The 24,704-nt window shown below is 47.6% G+C and carries 21 protein-coding genes; 8 read left to right on the forward strand and 13 right to left on the reverse strand.

Going from position 1 to position 24,704, the window contains the following annotated elements:
* Window position 1: 1 nt before the first annotated feature.
* The 3 genes from purH to MRK00_15200 all read left to right on the forward strand — a co-directional run bounded on the left by purH (window position 2) and on the right by MRK00_15200 (window position 4,593).
* A complete protein-coding gene (gene purH / locus MRK00_15190) occupies window positions 2-1,561 on the forward strand; it encodes a bifunctional phosphoribosylaminoimidazolecarboxamide formyltransferase/IMP cyclohydrolase (protein MDR4518712.1) in 1,560 nt (519 codons plus the stop codon).
* A 22-nt stretch (window positions 1,562-1,583) separates the two neighbouring features.
* Window positions 1,584-2,891 (forward strand): phosphoribosylamine--glycine ligase, encoded by a 1,308-nt coding sequence (gene purD, locus MRK00_15195; protein MDR4518713.1) that lies wholly within the window; start codon window positions 1,584-1,586, stop codon window positions 2,889-2,891.
* Window positions 2,892-3,120: 229 nt separating this feature from the next.
* The gene (locus MRK00_15200; GenBank protein MDR4518714.1) at window positions 3,121-4,593 is read left to right on the forward strand and encodes a hypothetical protein; all 1,473 of its coding nucleotides are present in this window, start codon (window positions 3,121-3,123) and stop codon (window positions 4,591-4,593) included.
* 315 nt (window positions 4,594-4,908) lie between these two features.
* Here MRK00_15200 and MRK00_15205 read toward each other — a convergent pair whose 3' ends face one another.
* From MRK00_15205 to aroQ, 9 genes are all read right to left on the reverse strand, one after another.
* Window positions 4,909-6,681 (reverse strand): formylglycine-generating enzyme family protein, encoded by a 1,773-nt coding sequence (locus MRK00_15205; GenBank protein ID MDR4518715.1) that lies wholly within the window; start codon window positions 6,679-6,681, stop codon window positions 4,909-4,911.
* Window positions 6,675-7,730 carry a TIR domain-containing protein gene (locus MRK00_15210; GenBank protein MDR4518716.1) on the reverse strand — a complete coding sequence of 352 codons (1,056 nt, stop codon included), beginning with the start codon at window positions 7,728-7,730 and terminating at the stop codon, window positions 6,675-6,677. Before MRK00_15210 ends, MRK00_15205 begins: the two co-directional genes overlap by 7 nt.
* Window positions 7,731-7,862: 132 nt before the next feature.
* On the reverse strand, window positions 7,863-8,177 hold the full coding sequence (locus MRK00_15215; GenBank protein MDR4518717.1) for a hypothetical protein: 315 nt from the start codon (window positions 8,175-8,177) through the stop codon (window positions 7,863-7,865).
* 43 nt (window positions 8,178-8,220) lie between these two features.
* Entirely contained in the window at window positions 8,221-11,934 is a 3,714-nt protein-coding gene (gene metH, locus MRK00_15220) for a methionine synthase (GenBank protein ID MDR4518718.1), read from the reverse strand.
* A 120-nt stretch (window positions 11,935-12,054) separates the two neighbouring features.
* A complete protein-coding gene (locus MRK00_15225; GenBank protein ID MDR4518719.1) occupies window positions 12,055-12,957 on the reverse strand; it encodes a zinc-ribbon and DUF3426 domain-containing protein in 903 nt (300 codons plus the stop codon).
* A gap of 115 nt (window positions 12,958-13,072) precedes the next feature.
* On the reverse strand, window positions 13,073-14,002 hold the full coding sequence (gene prmA / locus MRK00_15230) for a 50S ribosomal protein L11 methyltransferase (protein ID MDR4518720.1): 930 nt from the start codon (window positions 14,000-14,002) through the stop codon (window positions 13,073-13,075).
* A gap of 122 nt (window positions 14,003-14,124) precedes the next feature.
* A complete protein-coding gene (gene accC, locus MRK00_15235) occupies window positions 14,125-15,489 on the reverse strand; it encodes an acetyl-CoA carboxylase biotin carboxylase subunit (protein MDR4518721.1) in 1,365 nt (454 codons plus the stop codon).
* 96 nt (window positions 15,490-15,585) lie between these two features.
* Window positions 15,586-16,077, reverse strand: a complete 492-nt coding sequence (gene accB / locus MRK00_15240; GenBank protein ID MDR4518722.1) for an acetyl-CoA carboxylase biotin carboxyl carrier protein — start codon at window positions 16,075-16,077, stop codon at window positions 15,586-15,588.
* Window positions 16,078-16,285: 208 nt separating this feature from the next.
* Complete coding sequence (aroQ, locus tag MRK00_15245) at window positions 16,286-16,744, reverse strand: type II 3-dehydroquinate dehydratase (protein MDR4518723.1); 459 nt, start codon at window positions 16,742-16,744, stop codon at window positions 16,286-16,288.
* A gap of 41 nt (window positions 16,745-16,785) precedes the next feature.
* On the opposite strand from aroQ, the gene MRK00_15250 reads away from it, so the two are divergent.
* Window positions 16,786-17,004 carry a hypothetical protein gene (locus MRK00_15250; protein ID MDR4518724.1) on the forward strand — a complete coding sequence of 73 codons (219 nt, stop codon included), beginning with the start codon at window positions 16,786-16,788 and terminating at the stop codon, window positions 17,002-17,004.
* 89 nt (window positions 17,005-17,093) lie between these two features.
* Here the strand turns inward: MRK00_15250 and MRK00_15255 are convergent, their stop codons facing one another.
* A complete protein-coding gene (locus tag MRK00_15255; GenBank protein ID MDR4518725.1) occupies window positions 17,094-18,044 on the reverse strand; it encodes a S49 family peptidase in 951 nt (316 codons plus the stop codon).
* Between the two features lie 238 nt (window positions 18,045-18,282).
* Between MRK00_15255 and MRK00_15260 the strand changes: the two genes are divergently transcribed.
* The 4 genes from MRK00_15260 to MRK00_15275 all read left to right on the forward strand — a co-directional run bounded on the left by MRK00_15260 (window position 18,283) and on the right by MRK00_15275 (window position 21,551).
* Entirely contained in the window at window positions 18,283-18,744 is a 462-nt protein-coding gene (locus tag MRK00_15260) for an EVE domain-containing protein (GenBank protein ID MDR4518726.1), read from the forward strand.
* 10 nt (window positions 18,745-18,754) lie between these two features.
* The gene (locus tag MRK00_15265) at window positions 18,755-19,585 is read left to right on the forward strand and encodes a sulfite exporter TauE/SafE family protein (GenBank protein ID MDR4518727.1); all 831 of its coding nucleotides are present in this window, start codon (window positions 18,755-18,757) and stop codon (window positions 19,583-19,585) included.
* A 95-nt stretch (window positions 19,586-19,680) separates the two neighbouring features.
* Window positions 19,681-20,259 (forward strand): translesion error-prone DNA polymerase V autoproteolytic subunit, encoded by a 579-nt coding sequence (gene umuD / locus MRK00_15270; protein MDR4518728.1) that lies wholly within the window; start codon window positions 19,681-19,683, stop codon window positions 20,257-20,259.
* Window positions 20,256-21,551 (forward strand): Y-family DNA polymerase, encoded by a 1,296-nt coding sequence (locus tag MRK00_15275; protein ID MDR4518729.1) that lies wholly within the window; start codon window positions 20,256-20,258, stop codon window positions 21,549-21,551. The genes umuD and MRK00_15275 overlap by 4 nt, the downstream gene beginning before the upstream one ends.
* A 74-nt stretch (window positions 21,552-21,625) precedes the next feature.
* Here MRK00_15275 and MRK00_15280 read toward each other — a convergent pair whose 3' ends face one another.
* From MRK00_15280 to MRK00_15290, 3 genes are all read right to left on the reverse strand, one after another.
* Window positions 21,626-22,774 (reverse strand): HD domain-containing protein, encoded by a 1,149-nt coding sequence (locus tag MRK00_15280; GenBank protein MDR4518730.1) that lies wholly within the window; start codon window positions 22,772-22,774, stop codon window positions 21,626-21,628.
* A 174-nt stretch (window positions 22,775-22,948) separates the two neighbouring features.
* Window positions 22,949-23,272 (reverse strand): flagellar hook-basal body complex protein FliE, encoded by a 324-nt coding sequence (gene fliE, locus MRK00_15285; protein MDR4518731.1) that lies wholly within the window; start codon window positions 23,270-23,272, stop codon window positions 22,949-22,951.
* 114 nt (window positions 23,273-23,386) lie between these two features.
* Window positions 23,387-24,703, reverse strand: a complete 1,317-nt coding sequence (locus tag MRK00_15290; protein ID MDR4518732.1) for a sigma-54 dependent transcriptional regulator — start codon at window positions 24,701-24,703, stop codon at window positions 23,387-23,389.
* Window position 24,704 lies beyond the last annotated feature (1 nt).

Here is a 24,704-nt window from a genome sequence, read left to right on the forward strand (position 1 = left end):
AATGACTATCAAACAAGCACTGATCAGCGTGTCTGATAAAACAGGCGTGGTCGATCTGGCGCGCTCGTTGCATCAATCCGGAATCACAATCCTTTCCACCGGCGGTACAGCCAGATTATTGCAGGATGAAAGCGTCCCTGTCATTGAAATAAGTGATTACACCGGTTTCCCGGAAATGCTTGATGGCCGCATCAAAACGCTGCATCCCAAGGTACATGCCGGAATTCTTGCCAGAAATGATTTGCCGGACCATCTGTCTGCAATGGAAAAAGCAGGCATTGCCGACATCGAACTGGTTATTGTTAACCTGTATCCTTTTACCCAGACCATCGCGAAAGCCGATTGCACCCTGGAAAATGCAATTGAAAATATTGATATCGGCGGCCCAACCATGGTTCGCGCGGCCGCTAAAAACTACCGGAAAGTAACAGTCATAACCGATCCCACCGACTATCCGGCGTTATTAAATGAAATTGCATCAAACAATGGCGGCGTCAGTGCTGCCAGTCGTTTCAAATTTGCCTGCAAAGCATTCTCCCATACGGCAGCCTATGACAGTGCGATCAGTAATTACCTTACTGCAATCAATGACGATGAAAGCCCCAATGATTTTCCGGCGTCATTGAATCTCAATTTCAATATGGTGCAGCAATTGCGATATGGCGAGAATCCGCACCAAAAGGCCGCATTCTACCGGGATCTGCAATCTGTTCCCGGTGGCCTTGCCAGTAGCCGCCAAGTCCAGGGCAAAGAATTATCGTACAATAACATTGCCGATACCGATGCCGCATGGGAATGCGTCAAATCCTTCGAGGATCCAGCCTGTGTAATCATCAAACACGCCAACCCCTGTGGCGTCGCCGTTGCCGACAATATCCTGAATGCCTATCAACGCGCATTTGCAACGGATTCCACTTCAGCATTTGGCGGCATTATTGCATTTAACCGCCCGTTGGAGGCGGAGACTGCTCGTGCAGTATTAACGCAATTTGTCGAAGTGATTATTGCACCCGAAATTAACGATGACGCCAAAACACTGCTTGCGCAAAAAAGCAATATTCGCGTTCTGGTCCTGCCGCTGGACCATGCGGATAATCGATATGATTTGAAGCGGATCGGCGGTGGTTTGCTGGTGCAAACGCCGGATGACCATCGTCTCACCCTGAACGAACTCAGAGTCGTCACCCAAAAGAAACCAACCCAACAACAGTTGCATGATTTGTTGTTTGCGTGGCGCGTGGCAAAATTCGTCAAGTCCAATACCATTGTTTTCTGTCAGGACAACCGAACGCTTGGCATTGGAGCAGGACAGATGAGCCGCATTGACAGCGCAAAAATTGCAACCATAAAAGCACAGCAGGCCGGGCTCGACTTGAATAGTGCCGTTGTTGCGTCAGACGCTTTTTTTCCGTTTCGCGATGGGCTCGATGTTGTCGTACAGGCGGGCGCGAAAGCCATCATCCAACCGGGCGGCAGCATCCGCGACGACGAAGTTATCGCGGCCGCAGATGAACAGGATGTAGCAATGGTTTTCACGGGTATACGTCATTTCAGACACTAATAGATTTACACGCTAACGAACTATGAAACTAATGATAATCGGTGGGGGCGGCAGAGAACATGCCCTGGCATGGAAGCTTATGCAATCCCCTCGTGTTCAGAAAATTTATGTCGCACCCGGAAACGCAGGTACAGCCCTGGAACACGGGATAGAGAATATTGCCATCACCGCAATTCCCGACTTGATCGACTTTGCGCAAAAGGAAAAAATTGAAATTACTGTCGTTGGGCCTGAAGTGCCGCTGGCCGACGGAATTGTGGACGAATTTCAATTAGCGGGTTTAAAAATTTTTGGCCCGACCCAGAAAGCTGCACAACTTGAAATTTCAAAAAGTTTCGCAAAAGATTTTATGCAGCGACATAATATACCGACTGCGGCCTACGCCACATTTACAGATGCACAAGCTGCACATCAGTATATCGATGAAAAAGGTGCGCCCATAGTGGTTAAAGCCAGTGGACTTGCAGCTGGAAAAGGCGTCATTGTCGCCCCCTCTCTCGATTCCGCACATACCGCAGTTGACCAGATTCTGGTCACCAAGCATTTCGGCGATGCGGGCTCTGAAGTCATCATCGAAGAGTTTCTTCAAGGCACTGAAGTCAGTTTTATCGTCATGAGCGACGGCCAGCATGTTTTACCATTAGCAACCAGCCAGGATCATAAACGCTTATACGATGGCGACACTGGACCCAATACCGGAGGCATGGGTGCGTATTCACCCACGCCATTCATCACGCCAAGCCTGCATGCGCAGATCATGCGGGAAGTGATCTATCCCGTAGTCCAGGGAATGGCAAAAGAAGATGTTCTTTACCGCGGATTTCTCTACGCAGGCCTGATGATTACATCGGATAAACAGGTCAAAGTACTGGAATTTAACTGCCGCATGGGCGACCCGGAAACACAGCCTATCCTGCTGCGGTTGAAAAGCGATTTGCTGACACTGCTAGAGCATGCAATTGATGGCACGCTCGAACAGGTAGAAACGGAATGGGACAGGCGCGTTGCATTGAGTATTGTCATGGCGGCCAATGGTTATCCCAAGAATCCTGTCAAAGGTGATGTCATCGAGGGATTAACTCAGTTGCAGTTAATCCAAAATGACACCCGCGATTTTTATATCTTCCATTCCGGAACGGCATTCGATAAAAACAACCAACACGACGTGGTAACTGCAGGAGGGCGTGTGCTTTGCGTAACTGCTTTGGGCGACAATCTTAAAATTGCACAGCAACATGCCTATGAATTAGCGAAAAAGATTCGTTTCAAAAACTCCTATATGCGTCATGATATCGGTTTTCATGGAATAGATTTCCTGCACAATTCATAGGAACTGTTTATTTCCCGATAAGCGGCCCAGCATTCCGTTTGGAACGCCAGCATGTTATCTTGAAACACACCAAGATCATGCTACCATGTCTTTGATTTGGGCATTAACTTGATTTATATCATATCAATATGCAAAATTAGCGTATATATAATCAACAGAGCGGTTACTAAGAAATCTTAAATGATTTTTTGTATACCCATCCGGTATTTTGATATCAGGGAGGTCTAAAATGGGAAAAAGACTGACTAGCCGATATGCCTTGGCCGTTCATGAGGTCACCACGACAAGCGTCAAGATTTGGGTGGGCGCATTATTGCCTTCACTGGCGAAGCCCCATAACTGGCGTTTAGTCGTCAGAAAGGTTAACTCCGAGAGCGACCGTAAAAATGAAACCGGCGAGATTGTCAAAACAATCGAGTATTTAAAGGCGCAAGGCGACGTCTGGCAGAGACCTTTCGAGCACCTGAACAAACGATTCTACAAAGTAGAAATCATCGACGGCCTGGAACCGGGACAGGATTATATTGTAGAGTTTGTATCCCGTGTGGAAAACGACTGGAAATTATTGGAGAGTTCTTTCCTCACCACGCTGCCTGAAGCATTGCCAACCCAACCGGAACATCCCTTCACCGTTGGCATTGGCTCGTGTTTTTACAGCAAACACGACGGCGGACGGACAGGCCAGGCCTTTGAAGCGTTATACCGAAATCCGGCATACAAGCCGCATATTAAATTTCTCACCGGAGACCAGGTTTATCTCGATATCGGACTCGGCCTTTATCCGCTCAGCGAAGAAGACTGCCAGGACCGCATCGCCGACGATTACGCCGAAAGCTGGGAACTATTACGCAGTATTTTGCGCCGTGGCGGCACCTGGATGCTCGCGGACGACCATGAATACTGGAACAACTATCCCTATTTACAAGGCTTTAACCCTTACCTGGTCACGTTAGGATTGAACGAAGACTTCAGGAAAAGATGGGAAGCAGCGGCCAAAAGAGGTGTTCAAGTCGTACAACAATTAAAAACGATACGGACCTTTAAGATTGGCAACGACATTTCCTTTTGCGTTGCTGATTTAAGATCGGAAAGAACACAAAACGGTTTCCTGTCAAATCAATCTTTCAAGCAACTGTTGCAATGGGTTAACAACCTGACCTGCCCGGGTGTTCTAGTCATTCCGCAACCCTTGATCGCAGGCAAAGGCAGCAAAATAGACAAAAATCTGCCAGACTGGAAACAATACGATCAATTGATTACAGCCTTTCAAAACGGCAGCCATGACATTGTCGTATTAGCGGGTGACGTGCATTACGGGCGTGTTTCCAAGGTCAAAATCGGCAACAGCCGAAATAAACTCATTGAAATCATCACTTCTCCCCTGTCAAATCTCTCCGAACTCAGTGGTTACGCAGCAAGCGTTCCCGACGTCTCTGAATCAGTATTTCCTGTAGCCCCCATCTCCGGCGTGCCCGGTAACAAAATTGATTATCTCGGCAAAGTAACCACAGAACACAAATGGTGGGACCTGCGTTTTCCCAAAGAGAGAACCACTGAACATTTCATGACGGTTGATTTTTATCGGGAAGGAAAATCGGTAAAAATAAAAATCTGGGCATGGGATGCAAGAATCCCGGATAATCGCTCTGGCTTGCCGAGAACGATTCGGGGTTTCGATATCAGTCCGATTACATTGAAATAACAGATGGGCTTGCCACTGGATCAGAGTACTTGGCGTTATTGATTGATTTCAGATAAAATTTTCTTAAAATGATGTTAATCAGGAAGCACAGAATGATCCGGGGATTAACCCGGCACGATGGCCTTCTGATTGGGAGGTAAGGTTATGGTGGATGGCGCTGCGCTGATCCAGCCTACCAGCGACAAGGATTATAGGTTGACCGCAGCCCATCCCCCGTTAGTCTTCCGCGCGCTCCGCCTGTACGGCTGCCAAACGGCTGCTGCCCTGCGCTCTACTGGATGCCATACCCTCCGGGTATGACAGCCTGACCTGAGCTCAATGACCTCGGGCAAGACGGAAGCCAGGACTGTAGTTGTGGTCTGACGGATCGTGGAGAATGCGGTTAGCAGAACGGCAGCTCCTGCCGCTGTTGACCCACGAACCGCCGCGCAACACGCGCCTGCCATTGCCTGACAATTGACAATTTTCCGGGTTGGCATATTCATTCAGACACCATTCCCACACATTACCCGCCATGTCCAACACACCATCGGATGTAGCAGCTTGCGGGTACAATCCTACCGCCGTCGTTTTACCAATCTGCCATTCAGCATTTGCATAATTCTCTTTAAATACATAGCCCCAGGGATATGCATATCTCCCCGTTCCGCGCGCTGCCCGTTCCCATTGTTGTTCAGTGGGCAGATTCACGTCAAAACCGAGTTGCGCACTGAGCCAGCGACAAAATGCGATGGCTTCAAACCAGCTCACCGTTTCCCGCGGTGAATTCGGCTCATTCCAACTTGGCGATTCTGGTGCATCAAAACGCTCAGCCAACCCCCGCCACCATTGTTCATCCTGATAGCCTCCGGCATCGATAAACGCCTGAAACTGCGTATTGGTGACAGGATAACGGGCAATCGAAAATGGTGGCAACGGTGGATGCTCAGCATCCTGATAAATAAATGTAGCGGACTGTATTTCCACCCAGTCAATTTCCGGCAAACCGTCGGCGCGCAGCCCCACACCTTTGCGCCGATCAAGATGCCAGTTCCCCAGCGCGCGGCCGATCGCTGCACGTGCCCGCGGATCGGGTTCCAGGCTCACATCGGTCATGCGGGCAAACCATTGGTCTGAAATTGCTGCTTGCACCACCTGCGGCAGTTCCGGCCGCCCCACATGCTGCCAGACTTCGCAAGCCACCTCCGGATTCGCTTTTGCCAGCCATGCAATCAATTGCCGCCGCGCATCAGTGTCACGCCCGCAGGATTCGCCAGCGATTTCTGCGACCACTTCCCAGCCGGTACGTTCCCACCAGCTATTCTGTGGCCAGAAATCCGCTGCACGCTTGCAACCAGTACTGCTAGCGTCCAGAAACAGGCGGCTGGCCAGATATTCCTGCAGCAATTGGTGGGTAAAACGGATCGTGTCATCTTTCACCTGCACTACGCTGGCATCGATGGCAAAATCAAGTAGTTCCCGGGTTAAACCGTCCGGACATTGCGTAAGTGGCAATGCAGTTTGCACTCCCTCTGCTTGCGTTGCATTGACTGTCCGTTGCATGGCCTCAGCCAGCATCTCCAACACCGCTTCCCAGTTTGCCTGATCCGGAATGTTTCGCTCATGCCGCTTTTCGCGTGCAGCATGCTCGCGGCGGTATAAATGCTGCAGAAAACCCTGGAATAACTGCGCACGATTACTCGACACCTGCGGCAACGCGGTTATAATGGTCAGCAGATAAGGGTTCGAAGCCAGCCGCAGCAAGCTGCGCGGGTCAAACCGCACCTCCCACCACAATGCTTTATCATCCCAGGATAAGTGTCTTTCGACATCCGGATTATTCTCTGGTATTGTATTAGCACCCCAAAACAAATCCAGGTCTTCACTTGCTTCGCGCCAACGCGCCCATACTTGCCGGATAGCATCACCGCCCGCCAGTTGCCAGAAACGATTCTCGGCCTTTTGTACACCATCCGATCCGTCCTGCAACAATGTATACGCACGCACCAGAAAAGTCATCACCTGTGACGGCCTCAACGGCTGCAAAATCAGCGTATCAAACGGCAGATGGCAATCGCCGACAAAATCCTTTTCACGGCAACTCACCACGCACTGGCAAAACGCTCATCCTGCGCCAGCGCCCTGATCTGGGCGACTTTTGATTGCCGCTGCCTTACAGGAATTTCGTTCATGCCATCGAGCAACAGCACCGCCCGCTGTTGGTCACGCAATGTGATCATATAGCGGCCGAGTTTGTCCAGTTGACGTTCAATGAAGTCTTCCAGTGACAAGGATTCACGCGTCCAGAAACCCAACGGCACCAGTAATGGAATCGGTGCCTTCGGATCCTTTAGCGCTTGCTGCGCGTATTCGACAACAATACGTTGCAGCGAGAATGATTTTCCGGCGCCCGGTTCACCCAGTACCGCTAGACGGCGCACCGGTTTGTGCCGCAAACTCCGATAAGCATCGAGCGCGTCGGTATAGGTTTTTTCCACCGTCTGTTCATGATCCACCCTGTCCATACCAAAATCTTTCAGAACGGCATCGGTATCCATGACGGTATTCATCACACGTTCCAGCGCATTCGAGCGCCGTTCATTTGCTTCCAGCGCAACATAGCGTTTTTCTCGGTCTGAATAATCTTTATGGATCAGATCATTGAGGTACGCCAGTTCCTCCCGGCGCTGCACCCCGACGAACGATTGCTCGTCGTTATCCGGTATTCGATTCAGCTTTTGTGAAATTTCAGCGAGTTTGCGTGCTAATACGTCCAGCGTTTCCCGCATATCGGCACGCGCTTCGATCGGCTTTTTTTCATCCAGTAGGCCGAACGGTAGTTCAACGTCATCGGTACGCAATACAACGACCGCTTTGTTACGCTTATCCGCAAACGCTATTTCCCGTTGTTGCCAGCGGCTATCGTTTGTGTCGCGTCCGACAATACAAACCACAGCATCTGCCTTTTCAATACCACGCTCGATACTGCGGTGCCAGTCCTCATTGCCTTCTTCAATCGAGTGTTCGTCCCGCCATACGTCCGCGCCCTGTTCCTCAAGATGACGTTGAATCTTCTCCGCCCAGGTATGATCCAACCCGCCACGCGCATAGCTGATAAAAACGCGCAGTCCTGCAAGATCAATTGTTTTTGCCACCATGAATCGTTGTCAATGCATTTGTTATGAGACTGAAACTGTTTTTAGTGATAACGTTATTTTCGACACAACTATCAATGCCAATGCACTGCTTAAGTCATAGACTCAAACAAATGGATTAATACGCCGCACCAGTTAACTGCCTTTGCCAGGAATCGGCACAGATGATTTCAGGATTTCCGGTTTTCCACCGTCATCGCCTAATACGTCTGATTCCCCTGATTCCTGTATCCGCCAGATGCCAAATGTCACACTCGGCGGAATACCCATGCCAAGATTCAGACTACCGATGCGGTAATTCGAACCACGCGCTTTCAGAATCGCGTTGACTTTTTCCTGTTTTTCGACGGCCTTGATAATGGTGCTGGCAATCACTTCATCGCTGCTGAATTCGACGGTTTTGTCAGCGACTTTATTGGTCAGTTCTTTGGCCTTGTCCAGAATACTCATTGTTTGTCATCCTCAAAAAAGGCGATTGCTTAAAAATTGAACTTTATCCCCTTTCGTAGGCCAACACCGGCGCCAACCACCGCTCTGCCATTTCCAGCGTCCAGCCTTTGCGCTGTGCATAATCTTCCACCTGGTCTTTGCCGATTTTGCCCACCGCGAAAAAGGTCGATTCCGGATGCGAAAAGTAAAACCCGGATACTGCCGCCGTCGGCACCATGGCAAATGATTCGGTAACAATAATACCCGCTTTTTCAGTTGCGCCGAGCAATTGGAATAACGGTCCTTTTTCGGTGTGATCCGGACACGCCGGATAACCGGGCGCCGGACGAATACCGCTGTATTTTTCGTCGATCAATTGTTCATTATCCAGCGTTTCATCTTTCGCGTAACCCCAGAACTCCCGCCTCGCACGCATATGCATATGTTCGGCAAACGCTTCGGCGAGACGGTCGGCAAGCGCTTTGAGCACAATCGCGCTGTAGTCGTCATGCGCATCTTCAAACGCCTTAATACGTTCGTCGATGCCAAAACCTGCGCTTACGGCAAACAAGCCGATGTAATCCTTTATCCCGGTTTCCTTGGGCGCAATAAAGTCCGATAGGCACCGATTCGGTTTGCCGGTTGGTTTTTGTGTTTGCTGTCGCAAGCAATGCCAGACCATGGCAATCTGGCTTCTGCTGTCATCGGTGTAGATTTCGATATCATCGCCGACTGCATTGGCCGGATACAAACCGATGACCGCATTGGCTGAGAGCCATTTCTGCTCGACGATTTTCTTCAGCATCGTCTGGGCATCACGGAACAGATTGCGCGCCGTTTCACCCACGACTTCATCTTCGAGAATCGCCGGATAACGTCCGGCCAGTTCCCACGCCTGGAAAAAGGGCGTCCAGTCGATAAACGGAACGATTTTTTCAAGGGGATAGTTATTCAGGGTACGGATGCCCAGTAATTCCGGCTGCGGCGGCTGATAATTTGACCAGTCCGGTTTAAACGCATTGGCACGCGCTTCTGCTATTGTCAGCAACTGCGACGGGCCTTTTTTATTTTTGTGTTGCGTGCGTACTTTCTCGTATTCATCTTTGACGCCTTGTATATAGTCTGTTTTCAAATCCTCGGACATCAGATTACTGCATACGCCAACCGCACGACTGGCATCCGGCACCCATACAACCGATCCTGCATAATGCGGCGCGATCTTGACGGCGGTATGTACGCGCGAAGTCGTCGCGCCACCGATTAACAGCGGAATGGTAAAGCCCTCGCGCTGCATTTCCTTGGCGACATGCGTCATTTCCTCGAGCGACGGCGTAATCAAACCGGACAGACCAATGATATCGGCGTTTTCTTTTCTGGCCATGTCCAGAATCTGCGTACTGGGCACCATCACACCCATGTTGATCACTTCGTAGTTGTTACATTGCAGCACCACGGCGACAATGTTTTTGCCAATATCATGCACATCGCCTTTTACGGTTGCGACAACAATTTTGCCTTTAGGCCGCGAATCACCGAGTAGTTTTTTTTCTTCTTCAATAAACGGCAACAAATGTGCAACAGCCTGCTTCATTACTCGCGCCGATTTAACCACCTGCGGCAAAAACATTTTACCGGCGCCAAACAAGTCGCCGACGACGCTCATACCATCCATCAACGGCCCTTCGATCACCTGAATCGGCCGGCCGCCCTTGGCTTTAATTTCCTGACGCGCTTCTTCAGTATCTTCAACAATATACGTGGAAATACCCTTGACCAGCGCATGTGTGAGGCGTTCTTGCAAAGGCTGTTCGCGCCAGCTCAAGTCTTCAATCTGCTCTTTTTTCTTGCCCTTAAAACTCTCGGCAAAATCAACCAGACGCTCGGTGGCATCATTGCGACGGTTCAGTATTACGTCCTCTATGCGTTCCAGTAAATCTGCAGGAATATCCGAATACACGCCCAATTGCCCGGCATTGACAATACCCATGGTCATACCGGCTTTAATGGCATGATAAAGAAAAGCGGTATGGATGGCTTCGCGAATCGGCTCATTGCCTCGGAAAGAAAATGAAACATTGGAAACACCGCCGCTGACTTTGGCATACGGCAATGTCCTTTTAATTTCACGCGTGGCTTCAATAAAATCCACGCCATAATTATTATGTTCGTCGATACCGGTGGCGATGGCAAAAATATTCGGGTCAAAAATAATGTCTTCCGGCGGAAAACCGACTTTATCCACTAACACGCGATAGCAGCGCGTACAGATTTCCACCTTGCGCGCCAGCGTGTCTGCCTGGCCTTCTTCATCAAAAGCCATAACAATGACTGCGGCACCATACCGACGCGCCAGTCTGGCATGGGCAATAAACTCTTCCTCGCCTTCCTTGAGACTGATGGAATTAATAATGGACTTACCCTGTATGCATTTTAGCCCCGCTTCAATCACGGTCCATTTGCTGGAGTCAAGCATAATCGGCACACGGCAAATATCCGGCTCGGCTGCGATCAGATTCAGGAATTTCACCATCGCCTTTTGCGAATCCAGCATGGCCTCATCCATATTGATATCGATGATTTGTGCACCATTTTCAACCTGGTTACGCGCCACATCCAGCGCTTCGGCATACTGGTCGCCCAGGATCAAACGCGCAAACGCACGCGAACCCGTTACATTGGTACGTTCACCCACATTCACAAATAGTGATTCATCATCAATACTTAATGGCTCCAGACCGGACAACCTGAGCTTCTTGGGCAGCTCCGGTATTTTTCTGGGTGGTAATGGAGAAACGTTCTCGGCAATCGCCTTAATATGCGCAGGCGTCGTGCCGCAACATCCGCCAACAATGTTGACAAAGCCGGATTGCGCAAAATCCTTGAGTTGACGTGCAGTATAGTCAGGCGATTCATCATAGCCGGTTTCAGATAATGGATTCGGCAATCCGGCATTCGGATGCACACTGACATACACTTCAGCCACATCGGACAATTCTTCGATATACGGACGCATGAGTTCAGCACCCAAAGCGCAATTAATGCCCACGGATAACGGATTTGCATGCCGTACCGAATTCCAGAATGCCTCCGGCGTCTGGCCGGAAAGCGTGCGCCCGGATGCATCGGTAATTGTGACCGATATCATAATCGGCAGACGCACATTATTTGCTTCAAAAAACTGGTCGATGGCAAACAAGGCCGCTTTGGAATTCAGCGAATCAAATATGGTTTCTACCAGCAGCGTATCGACGCCGCCATCAACCAAACCGCGTATGGATTCGGTATAGTCGGTTACCAGTTGATCGAACGTGATATTGCGAAAACCGGGATCATTGACATCGGGTGAAATAGAAGCCGTCTTTGTCGTCGGCCCAATGACACCGGCAACAAATCGCGGCTTATCGGGTGTCTTCGCTTCCATCTCACCGGCTGCTTCGCGCGCCAGTTTGGCTGCCGCAACATTTAGCTCATAGACGATATCCTGCAAATGGTAATCCGCCATTGATGCCGCATTGGCATTAAATGTATTGGTTTCAATAATGTCTGCACCGGCTTCAAGATAATCGTTATGGATGGAACGGATAACGTCCGGGCGCGTCAGCGTTAATAAATCATTATTCCCTTTTAAATCATGCGGAAAGTCTGCAAACCGCTCACCACGAAAATCCGCCTCTTCGAGTTTAAAGGTTTGAATCATCGTGCCCATCGCGCCATCCAGAATCATGATTCGCTTGGCAATTAAATTTTCTAACAGGGTCGTGCGAAGATTTTTATTCATGCTATTGAGTGCTTTTCGAATTTAAAATAAAGCGATTGATTATACCGCACCATCTATTTCAAGCCTAAATCCAACCAGCCAGAAACTTCCACCGAATCAATATCGCGGTCAGGGATATGATCAATAAAGGAGTTGCAGCCGGTAGCCCGTCGACTTTAACCGGCTATTATCCAGATAGAGCTGAATGATAATCTCCTGGTTCGGAGGAATTGCTTTTTTTCCTTTTTGTTCTGCTGAAAGATAATCCACCGCGGTCAGAATGCGGCTGGCCAATACCTGATTGTGTCTATCCGTTAAAAACAATTTCAAAGCTGGCAATGCCTGGTCATGCGGCGCATGATTACGGATAACAGTGGTCAATGTCGCCACATCCGGTTGATATTCAGGATTTTTCACCTGCAAGTCCGAAGACACGATACTTAATAACTGAATGTTCTTGGGCAATGGAACCGTACAACCCAGAACGGCACAGTATCCCTCCAGATAGGGTCTGGTCTGCGGCGCCTGAATTGCCAGATCCGCCCGAAATACATGGATAACCTGAACAATCAGCAACACACACAAGCCAATACTGCCATACTTCCATGCCCAATGTTGAGGCGTTGCCCGCAGCATACCGTCGGATAAAAAATCACTCACCGGCGCAGTAGATTCTGTTGGTGTTACAACTTCATCGGATTTTGCATGGCCTGCAGAATCTTCTGTTTCCACTGATTCAGCCGGTTCACTCTGGGCATGCTCAACCCGCGGCGATGAAGCCCGTACTATCTCTGACTCATGACGCAGGACACCTGCATCTTTAATGTTTTCTTTGGCCTTATCTGGTTCCGCCGAAGTTATTTCTCTCTCAACAGGTTCTGGAAAATACTCAATTTCGGATTCATCGATGGTTATCAGTGTGGCGAATCCGTTAAAGATAATCTGGCATTTTCCACATCGCACAAGGCCATTTTGCGCCTGCAACTGCTCAGGATAAATTTTATATGTCGTGCCACAACCCGGACATAATGTCACAAGCGCCATTGGCCACTCCATTTATCGGCTTATTCGGTTCAGGCAAAATAAAAATCATAGCGATATATTCTATTTCTGTTTTCATGATTCTGTCGCATTGTAAAGCTGAACACCCGTATTCAAATTAATCGATTCTGCTCCCGGTCAATAATACCCAGTCTTCCTGCTTTCCGGATGTGTGCATCTCAAACCATTGCCGGTAAACCGACTTGACTTCCTCCGCCTGCGTTTCCAATATGCCTGACAATACGATCTGCCCGCCCTTGCGCGTCGCCCGGGCCAGAATTGGCGCAAGCATAATCAATGGATTGGATAAAATATTCGCCATTACAATATCGACCTGTTTCACCGCGCCGGATTTGTCTTTCTTGTTCGTCTCAACCGGGTAATGTGTTCCAAAAGACAATCTTGATTGATCGCATGCATTCAGTAATGCATTCGCATAACTGGCTTTAATCGCGTGCGGATCAATGTCGATACCGGTTACAAGACTGGCGCCGAGCTTTAAAGCCGCTATGGCGAGAATACCCGAACCGCAACCATAGTCCAGAAGCGTTTCACCCTGTTTTAAGTATTGATCCAACCAGGCAAGGCATAGTTGCGTCGTTGGATGACTGCCGGTACCAAATGCCAATCCTGGATCGAGAATCAAATTAATTGCCTCTGAATCGGGCGGTTGATGCCATGTGGGAACAATCCATAAACGCGATGAAATCCGGATAGGACTAAATTGCGATTGAGTCAAACGCACCCAGTCCTGTTCCTCAACCGTCTCCATACGATAGGCGGGCACATCGGGCAATTCGAGCGTTTCTGTCACTGAGCGCATAACGGCATCTATATCGGCATGACTTTCAAACATTCCGCTCACTTCAGCTTTTTGCCATAGCTGCCCTGCCGGCAATCCGGGCTCGCCATATAACGGCTGCTCTTCATCTGTACCTGCCGCCGCATCATGTATATCCACCGACAAGGCCCCGTGTTCGAGCAGCGCATCACTCAGTGACTCCGCACAGGCGTTATCTGTCTTGACAATCAGTGTGATCCAGGACATATCGGGAATAATGAATGTTTAACAACCGAACATACACACTTTTTCATTCAAGCTCCAGCACCCACCGCGCACTGAAACCGGAATTAATGACTGTATTACGTTCCTGATAACAAAAAGCTCAATTAACCAGCCTTCTCTTGCTGATTATGCAAAGCCAGCTTGTGCTCCAGATAATGAATTGAATATTGTCCGCCGAGAAACGTCGCATCGGAAAGCAGATCGAGATGCAATGGTATATTGGTTTTAATACCCTGTATCACCATTTCTGATAACGCAATACGCATGCGTGCAACTGCCTGTTCGCGGGTATCGCCATAGGTAATGATCTTAACGATCATCGAATCGTAATACGGCGGCACCATATAATTATGATACACATGCGAATCAACGCGCACACCGGGCCCTCCGGGCGCATGATATTGCGTAATACGGCCCGCTGATGGCGTTAACTTGTAGGCATCTTCCGCATTGATACGACATTCAATTGCATGACCCTTGAATACAATATCCTGCTGTTTAAATGGTAATTTCTTTCCAGCTGCAACATTAATCTGTGCCTGCACAAGATCGATACCGGTCACTGCTTCCGTTACCGGATGTTCTACCTGCAAACGCGTATTCATTTCAATGAAATAGAATTCATTGTTTTCAAAAAGGAATTCAAATGTTCCCACACCACGATACTTGATTTTGCGACAGGCGTCCGCACACCGCTCACCTATTTTATTGCGCAATTCTTCAGAAATACCCGGCGCGGGCGCTTCTTCGAGAATCTTTTGGTGCCGGCGCTGCAAAGAGCAATCGCGCTCACCCAAGTGCACGGCATTTCCATGCTCATCAACTAACAATTGAAATTCGATATGGCGTGGATTCTCCAGATATTTTTCTGCATAAACCACCGGATTACCGAAAGCGGCTTGCGCCTCATTTCGCGTCATAATAACTGCATTTGGCAAAGCGGCCTCTGTATGCACCACGCGCATTCCCCGTCCGCCACCGCCGCCAGCAGCTTTTATGATCACAGGATAGCCGATTTCCTTGACTATTTTTTTTATGGCATCAATATCTTCTGGCAAAGCCCCATCGGAACCCGGCACACAGGGCACACCGGCTGCTATCATTGCATTTTTTGCGCTAACCTTGTCTCCCATTAAACGAATCGTCTCAGGGCGCGGACCAATAAAAACGAAACCGCTTTTTTCAACACGTTCAGCAAAATCGGCATTTTCCGAAAGAAACCCATATCCGGGATGAATGGCTTCTGCATCCGTGACCTCAGCAGAACTGATGATTGCGGGTATATTCAAATAACTCTGGGCAACAGGTGCAGGGCCGATACAAACCGATTCATCCGCCAACTTGACATATTTTGCTTCAGAATCCGCGTCGGAATAAACCGCTACAGTTTTTATACCCATAACGCGGCAAGCACGCTGGATACGCAGGGCAATTTCACCACGATTTGCGATAAGAATCTTCTCAAACATATACACTCACAAGAGATTAACTTGGCCGCCAGAACCAACAATCAGGTCATTTTACAAACCATTATTCATAACAATTTACAGGCCATTTATTGCACATTACTGAATAATGAATAAATGCTCACCATATTCAACCGGCTGACCATTTTCGACCAATATTGCTTTGATCACACCGTTTTTATCGGCCTCAATTTCATTAAGCAACTTCATTGCTTCAATAATACATAACGTATCGCCTACTTTCACAGTTTGGCCAACTTCCGCAAATGGACTTGCTCCTGGCGATGGTGAGCGATAAAAAGTACCGACCATAGGCGACTTGACCGGATGACCCTCAGGTTGCGTATTTTTCTCTGCATCGGTTGTTCCAGATGCATTACTCGCAGCGGCATTCGCTGCAGACTGAAGATGCTCTTGCACCAATGGTGCTGCTGCATGTTGCATTACAGGCGGCATCCATGCATAAGCCGGTGTTGCCGAGGCACCTGATTTGCTGATCCGGACCTTTTCTTCGCCTTCTGTAATTTCCAATTCAGTAATACCAGACTCTTCAACCAGCTCAATGAGTTTTTTAAGCTTTCTTAAATCCATAACAAACCTCTCCGCAACATCACCCAAATAGACGGGACCATTTTAGAAATATAATCACCTAAAATTTAGGTCCAACTCTGAACAATTTACTAAACAGCTACACCGCAAAGCTTGCAATCTAACAAATAAATACTTTAATATTTATGATCAAACTTTTATTGCACCTGACATTAAAGGTGACTTGCAAGCAATCTGAATAACCAAACACCTACAAACGGACTGTTAATGCATATTTCAATGCCAGTTCATAGCCTTTTGATCCCAGACCGCTAATCACACCAATCGCCAGATCCGAAAAATAAGAATGGTGACGAAACGTTTCACGGGAAAAAATATTGGACAAATGGACTTCAATAAAAGGTACCCGAACGGCAGCCAATGCATCTCGCATCGCAATACTGGTATGGGTATAAGCCGCCGGATTTATAATCATAAAATCGGTATCGTCGGTCATGGCCTGTTGAATCCTGTCGATTAATGCAGACTCTGCATTGCTCTGAAAAAAAGCAATACGAACCTGATCTTTTTCAGCGACCTGGCTCAAATTTCTGTTAATATCCTGCAACGTCTCATGGCCATATAACTCCGGCTCGCGTGTCCCGAGCAGATTTAAATTAGGCCCATGAATTACCAGAATGTTTTTCGCACCTGTATTTTCCATGCTCATGGAGAATTATTGCATTTTATTGATCAAAAGTACAGTTTTTAGTGAAATTAACCGAACTTAACGGCATCCTAAAAAATTTTAAGCACTCAATGGAACACAATGCGATGCAAGACTTTCAGGCAATAGAAAATAACACAATACTTTTAATTGAAGAACGAAGAAATAAAGATGCTGCATTACAAAAGCGGCGGTTTTACTACTCACATCAGTTAACACAATGGACTGTTAAAAACGCCATCGCTGTCGTTGCGGCAAATTAAGCAGATTAAAAGAATCATACAGAATCATACAGGGGCTTACTTTATTTGACTAGGAGGCTGTCCGCTTCCCTATCTCGCCCCTGTTCAATTTATCTCAGACTCCAACTGTTATCAGTCAGCATCCTCAAAGAAATTTCACTAAACCGTTTGGTAAAACGGTCAAACAAGCCTTCACGCGCCGAATAATTGACAATATTCTCAGCTTTTATCACTTCGCGTGCAACATATTCGGCACTGCCCATTGCATCGGCCAGGCCCAATTCAATACTTTTTTGACCGGTCCATATCACGCCACTGTAAATTTCCGGCGCGTCTTTCAAACGATCCCCCCGACCCTGCTGCACGACACGAATAAATTGCTCATGTATCTCGCCAAGCATGCTTGTTGCATGTTCACGCTGTCTCGGATCCAGTGGCGCAAAAGGATCCAGAAAATTTTTATGTTCCCCCGCGGTGAGCAAGCGTCTTTCAATACCGAGTTTTTCCATGGTTCCAGTGAAACCGAAGCCATCCATCAGCACGCCGATTGAGCCGACAAGGCTCGCCTTGTCAACAAAAATTTTATCCGCCGCAGCTGCAATATAATAACCGCCCGAGGCACAAACGTCACCGATTACCGCATACAATGGAATATCAGGATATTTCGCACGTAACCGGCGTATTTCGTCATTAATATAACCGGCTTGCACGGGAGTGCCGCCAGGACTGTTAATACGCAAAATAACACCCTCGGTGCCGCTATCCTTAAATGCCGATCTCAGGCTTGAATTAATATTATCCGCATTATTGATACTGTCCGGCGTAATCATGCCATTCACTTCAATTAACGCCGTGTGTTTATCCGAAATTCTAACAGCCGAATCCCCAAACCAATCTGTCGCTGCAAACAGAATCAAAAACAGATATATAAAAGTCAGCGACTTGAAAAATATACCCCACACTCGGGTTCGCCGTTGTTCGCGCAACGCAGCAAACGCAAGCCCCTCTATTAACTGCCTTTCCCACTCCGGGTTAACAGGTTTTTTTTCTTCATCGGCCATAAACTTTTATCCATCCATATATCAAAAATCAGAAAGTTGAACAATTAATTGAGTATTTTAAATCAATTAAAACGCTATTATAGAGAACGGAAAAACAAATTAAATTTCTTTTTAACTTGCTTTTACATGCTTGTTTTAGAAACCATCAAACAGCCAAGCAAATCGATATTTTACAAAATACGCAATTTATTCGCTGTAGAATAGTCTATTTAACCTGCACAGTCTTCTCATAATTCAAATGCGCTACTGGCTGATGAAATCAGAGCCTTATAAATTCAGCATCGATGATTTGGCTGCCTTGCCTGACCAGACAACTGCCTGGGATGGCGTGCGTAACTACCAGGCGCGTAATTTTATGTGGAAACAAATGCAAGTCGGCGACCAAGCATTTTTTTATCATTCCTGCTGCGCGCAACCCGGAATCACCGGTATTGCGGAAGTAACCAAATCCGCCTATCCGGATACCACGCAATTTGATCCCAAAAACAGATATTATGATCCCAAAGCAAGCCACGACAATCCGCGCTGGTTTAACGTTGAAATCACACTCAGAAAAAAAACACGTTTATTGTCCATTAAAGAATTACGCCAATACCCGGAACTCCAACGCATGCGTGTGCTGCAGACAGGCAACCGTCTATCCATCACCCCTGTCGATCCGGATGAGTGGAAATTCATTCTAGACCGTTTACAAGCCTGATTTCCACACTATGGAATGGTGGTTCATATATGTGCTGTTGGGTGCTATTGTCGGATTCTTCGCCGGATTACTCGGCATCGGCGGCGGACTCATCATCGTTCCGGCATTAACATTCATATTTACCGCGCAAGATTTTCCACCGGATCGCATTCTGCATCTCGCACTGGGCACAACCATGGCCACCATTATTTTCACTTCCGCAACCAGTTTATACACGCATCACAGACATGCCGCCGTCGACTGGAATATCTTCAAATACATGACACCCGGCATTGTCATTGGCACGCTAAGCGGCACCATACTGGCAGGAACGCTTTCCAGTATGGTGCTGCGCATTATTTTTGTTCTGTTTATCTTTTACGCTGCAACAAACATGTTGCTAAAACTTTTCTCAAAACCAGGATCGAAATCGGATTTAAGTCCAGAGTCTTATCCCACACTTCCCGGAAAACCCGGGCTTTTTGCTGCTGGCGGCATAATTGGCGCTGTATCCAGCCTCGTCGCCATTGGCGGTGGAATTTTGACAGTGCCTTTCCTGACGATGTGCAATATCAAACTTAAGCATGCCATCGGCACAGCCGCCGCCATCGGTTTTCCCATTGCCGTCGCCGGCACGACCGGATATATTCTGAACGGTCTCACACAATCAGGCGCTCTACCGGATTTCAGCCTGGGCTATGTCTATCTGCCCGCCTTGGGCTGGTTGATATTGGCCAGCATGCTTACGGCGCCGCTCGGTGCAAAAACAACACATTCAACACAAACCGCCACGCTCAGAAAAATATTTGTCGTGCTGCTCTACTTTTTGGCGGTTAAAATGCTGCTGGATTTATTCAATTAAAAACCAGAACATATCATTGTAACAACAAAAATTTTGACTAAAACCTCCATTTAATTTAATCTTGATTACTGTGTCAATAATCAAGATTATTCGTTATGAAACAACCAAACTGGGGCGGGCAACGTGCGGGCGCGGGCAGAAAACGTACTGCGGAACCAACGGTTACCGTGCGTGTACCTGCCAGCAGCAAGGAAGCCATTATACAGTGGGTGCAGCAACTCAAGGCTGCGCCGGCGGTACGCACCCCTGTATGGATGAAAGTGATTCAACTTGCACAACACTCGGCGCCGCAATCATTTCCGCGCATGAGTCATTCGGTGCGCGCCGGTTTTCCGTCACCGGCGGATGATTATGTGGAAAAACGCATTGATCTGAACGAGGAACTCATCCAGCATCGCGAAGCTACTTTTTTCCTGCGCGTCAGAGGACATTCCATGATCAATGCCGGTATCGATGATGGCGACGAACTGATTGTCGATCGCGCGATCACGCCCGAGCATAACCACATTGTCGTTGCTGCAGTGGATGGTGAATTAACGGTTAAACGGTTTTACCGGCGCAATGGCGTTGTTAAATTGATTGCGGAAAACCCGCACTACCCGGATATCGAATTCAAGAACGAACAGGAAATGATGATATGGGGCGTGGTCACCCGGGTGATTAAATCGGTATGAGCATATTTGCACTGGTTGATGGCAACAACTTTTATGTGTCCTGCGAACGGGTTTTCAATCCCTATCTGATTGGCAAACCTGTCGTTGTATTATCCAATAATGACGGGTGTGCAGTCGCACGCTCCGAGGAAGCCAAAGCGCTTGGCATCAAAATGGGCGTACCCTGGTTTCAGGTACAGTCGCTGGCCCAAAAACATGGGGTTATCGCATTGTCATCGAACTATGCACTCTACGCCGACATGAGTAACCGCATGATGACCCTGCTGGGACATTTTGCTCCACACCAGGAAATTTATTCCATAGACGAGTGTTTTCTTGGCCTGAATCCTGGTCTTGGCGGTTTGAATACGAACCTCACCGCGCACGGTCAGGCAATTCGTCAACGCATTAAACGCTGGCTTGGGCTGCCGGTCTGTGTCGGTATCGGCCCAACCAAAACCCTGGCAAAAATGGCTAACCATATCGCCAAAACACAGCCATACTGGCAGGGCGTCTGCGATCTGAGCATCTTATCTGAGACAATGCTAGACGATCTCCTGGCTGCCATTGAAGTCGGAGAAGTCTGGGGAATCGGCCGCCGTATCCGGGAAAAACTGAACAATCTGAATATCAACACTGCTTTGGCGCTTAAACAGGCAGACGCCGATTTTATCGGCCGCATGTTTTCAGTGACCGCAAAGCGCACTGTCATGGAATTGCGCGGCATTTCCATCCTGCAACTCGACGAAACGACTTCAGGCAAGAAACAGATCCTGTGCAGCCGTTCTTTTGGCACGCCCGTCACACACTACACCGATCTCCAGGAAGCAGTCACCAGTTATATTATCCGGGCAGCAGAGAAATTGCGCTGCCAGTCTTCACTCGCCCATGCTGTTCATGTCTATATTCGCACCAACCCGCATCGCAAAAGAGACGCACAGTATCAACAAGGCACAACGGTTACATTAAGCGAGTCTGCCTGTGATACGACCAAACTCTTACAAGCAGCGCTATGGGGTTTGAAACGCATCTACAGGCCGGGTTACCGTTATGACAAGGCTGGCGTTATATTAATGAATCTGATACCTGCAGGTATGCGGCAGACTGCGTTGTTTACAAACGACATGGCCAACGCAGCAAACAAAGCCCAGTCACTCACGGAAACAATCGATTTAATCAATCGAAGAATGGGAAAAGACACCCTGTCTCTCGCAGGAGCAGGAATAGTGAAAAACTGGCATATGAAACGAAGACACAAATCGCCCTGCTATACGACTGTATGGAAGGAATTAGCAATAGCACACTGTCATTGACTGGTCGTGCAAAAATGGGTGCGCCGGGACTAAATCAAACCTGGTTACACTCAATCGATCCGGACGGAATCCGCTCAAACAGACTCATCATCACGAAAACGCTGCTGAATTTCCAGTATCTTGTCGGGATTCTTTAACAAAGCATTTACACAATCACGATCGAGTTTGGTATTGGACAGTTGTTTGAGCAATGCAAACGCTTTTTCGTTACTCCAGGACACTTTATAGGCACGGCGCGAAGTTAACGCGTCAAACACATCGGCAACAGCACTGATACGCGCTTCAATCGGAATTTCATCTCCCTTGAGCCCTTTAGGATAACCACTGCCATCAACAGCTTCATGATGATATTCAGCAATGTTCCGCATGATATTTACATGGCCCAATGCATACAAACTGAAATCTTCAAGAATGGCATCAATAATTTCACGGCCTTTTCCAGGATGCGTCTTCATGATATCAAATTCTTCGTCATTCAGTTTCCCAGGTTTACGCAAAATACTGTCTGGAATACCGATTTTGCCAACATCATGCAGCGGTGAAAACAAAAAGATATGTTCAATCTGCTCATCACTGATATTGTAGTCAGCAGCAATCTCACGTGCGATGAGACGCGCATAATGAGCGGTACGATCAATATGCATGCCCGTTTCAACATCGCGGTAATGCGTCATGCTGCGCGTGGCCTGCACTGCAGACACGAGTGTTCGAATCGCCGTTAATTCATTGATCACCATCAGTGCAATCAAATGACCATAGATGTCAATCTGACGCAACACCTTGGGTGTGAATGGATGCTCTTCAAAGGAATTGAAAAACAGAAAACCGACGAAAGCGCCGCTTTGATACAGCGGCATGGTATAACTGGCTTTATAGCCTTTGGCAGCAATCCGTTTGGTGTGCTCATGTTTGCCCTTGGAAAAAATATCCAAATCTTGCACCAGACGAGGACGCCGATGTTCTATGATATCGCGTAATGAAGGTGCTGCACTGAGTGGCGCCTCATAGGTTACAACAGGATTATCATTACCTTCTGTACTATGCGCATAGGTCTTGAGCATCTCGGTTTGCTCATCATAAAGCGCGATAGCCAGACGGCTCACAAAAGGAAAATCCTGAAGAATAATTTGGTGGATAAAACTTAATTTATCGGATAGCGGAATATCCTCATGCAGTCGGGCAAGCGTATCTTGGTGGGCAAATAAATCTTCTTTCTGTTGCAAAATTAAAGCATCCTTTTTTAAACTTCAAATCACCCAGCTCGTTTCACCCGTAACAAACAGCTAAGAAAATGAAGAAACGGAAGCAAATAGTGCAAACATGACTTTTATTTGAGAAAAATACGTATTGAAATGGCAGAAAATTGAGCAAATTATGACAGATATACTTATAAGCAGTTAAACCTGCATATTCATGATTTCCTGGTAGGCTGTAACCAGTTTATTACGGACTTGCACCATAGACTGGAAAGACACATTGGCCTTTTGTAGAGAAACCATCACCTCATGTAGATCTGTATTGGATTCACCACTCACAAATTCTCTACTTAACTGGCCTGCTGCCTGCTGCGTATCGTTCACTTTATCTATCGCGGCTTTCAATGTATCACCAAAATCAACCTTGGCCGCTTCATCAACTGCTCCCTGTTTCTTTTCACCGGAAGCAAGCGCCGAAGTTGCTTGCAATTGCGCAAGTATATTATCGATTCCAGATCTGTCCATAATTAGAATCCATTACCAGAAAATCAATCCGTAAAATAATTACAAAAAATCATAACAGTGCAAACGACTAATCATACAGCAAAATCATTAAACCAACTCAAGTAAATAATTGGCTTAAAACACATTGTCTCGATATTGCTGTAATTTATAGCGCAGCGTTCGCTCCGATATGCCTAGCCTTTGAACGGCTAATTTACGAGAACCATTAACCGCCTCTAGTGTCTCCAGAATATGCTTTTTTTCAAGCGCCCTCATATCCAGCGCCGTTGATTTAACAGACACATCACCTTGCAGCGAATTAGCATCAGTTTCCGGCAAACAAATATGTTCGGCCTCAATAGTATTTGTTGCCAATATCATAGCGCGTTGCATCACATTCTCAAGTTCCCTGACATTACCCGGCCACTGATAGTGTTTTAGCTTTAAAATTGCTTCCGTTGACAATTCTTGCACAAAGGATTGCCCGGAATCTTCATTGCCCGCCTTCAGAAAATGCTGCGCCAGTGGCTCGATATCTTGAGGCCGTTCTCTAAGCGCGGGAACTTCAATCGGAAAAACATTCAACCGGTAATATAAATCTTCTCTGAACTTGCCGCTTTTTACTGCTGCAAGCATATCTCGGTTTGACGTTGCCAGAAGCCGGAAATCAAGTTTAATGACTTTATGCCCGCCAACTCGCTCAACCTCTCTTTCCTGCAAAACACGAAGCAATTTTGCTTGGAGCTCCAACGGCATTTCGGAAATTTCATCGAGTAGCAAGGTTCCGCCCTCAGCCTGTTCAAATTTACCGGGTTGCGCCTGGGTTGCGCCCGTAAAAGCGCCTTTCTCATAGCCAAAAAGTGTTGCTTCCAGAAGATTTTCAGGAATCGCAGCGCAATTGATAGCGACAAAAGAATTTTCCGAACGACTTGAATACTGATGAATAAAACGGGCAACCACTTCTTTCCCACTGCCGCTTTCTCCAGTAAGCATAACAGTAGCAGACGATTTGGCAACGCGCTTTGCCAGCGACAACAAAGCACGCATACGCGGATCTTTAGCGATCAAACGACTATCGTCTTCGGAACATGTCAACGTATATTGCTCGATATACGTTAACAAACTATTTGGTTCAAAAGGTTTGAGCAAGTAATCGCAGGCGCCACTGCGCATCGCTGCGATTGCCAGATCAATTTCTCCATAGGCCGTCATTAGCAATACCGGCATATCTGGATTAAACGCCTTAATTTTTTGCAGCAATGCAATGCCATCAACAGGTTTCATTTGGACATCGCTCACCACCATGCCAACCTCGTTTTCTTGCAACAAAGCCATAGCTCCAATGCCATCAGAAGCAGCAAGCGATTGATATCCCGCCAATTTTATCGTAGTACAGACTGCTTCAAGCAAGTCTTGATCATCTTCCACAACCAGAACAGGTAATTTTTTCATC

Origin of the sequence: Nitrosomonas sp. (genome assembly GCA_031316255.1) — a bacterium.
Taxonomy (GTDB): Bacteria; Pseudomonadota; Gammaproteobacteria; order Burkholderiales; family Nitrosomonadaceae; genus Nitrosomonas.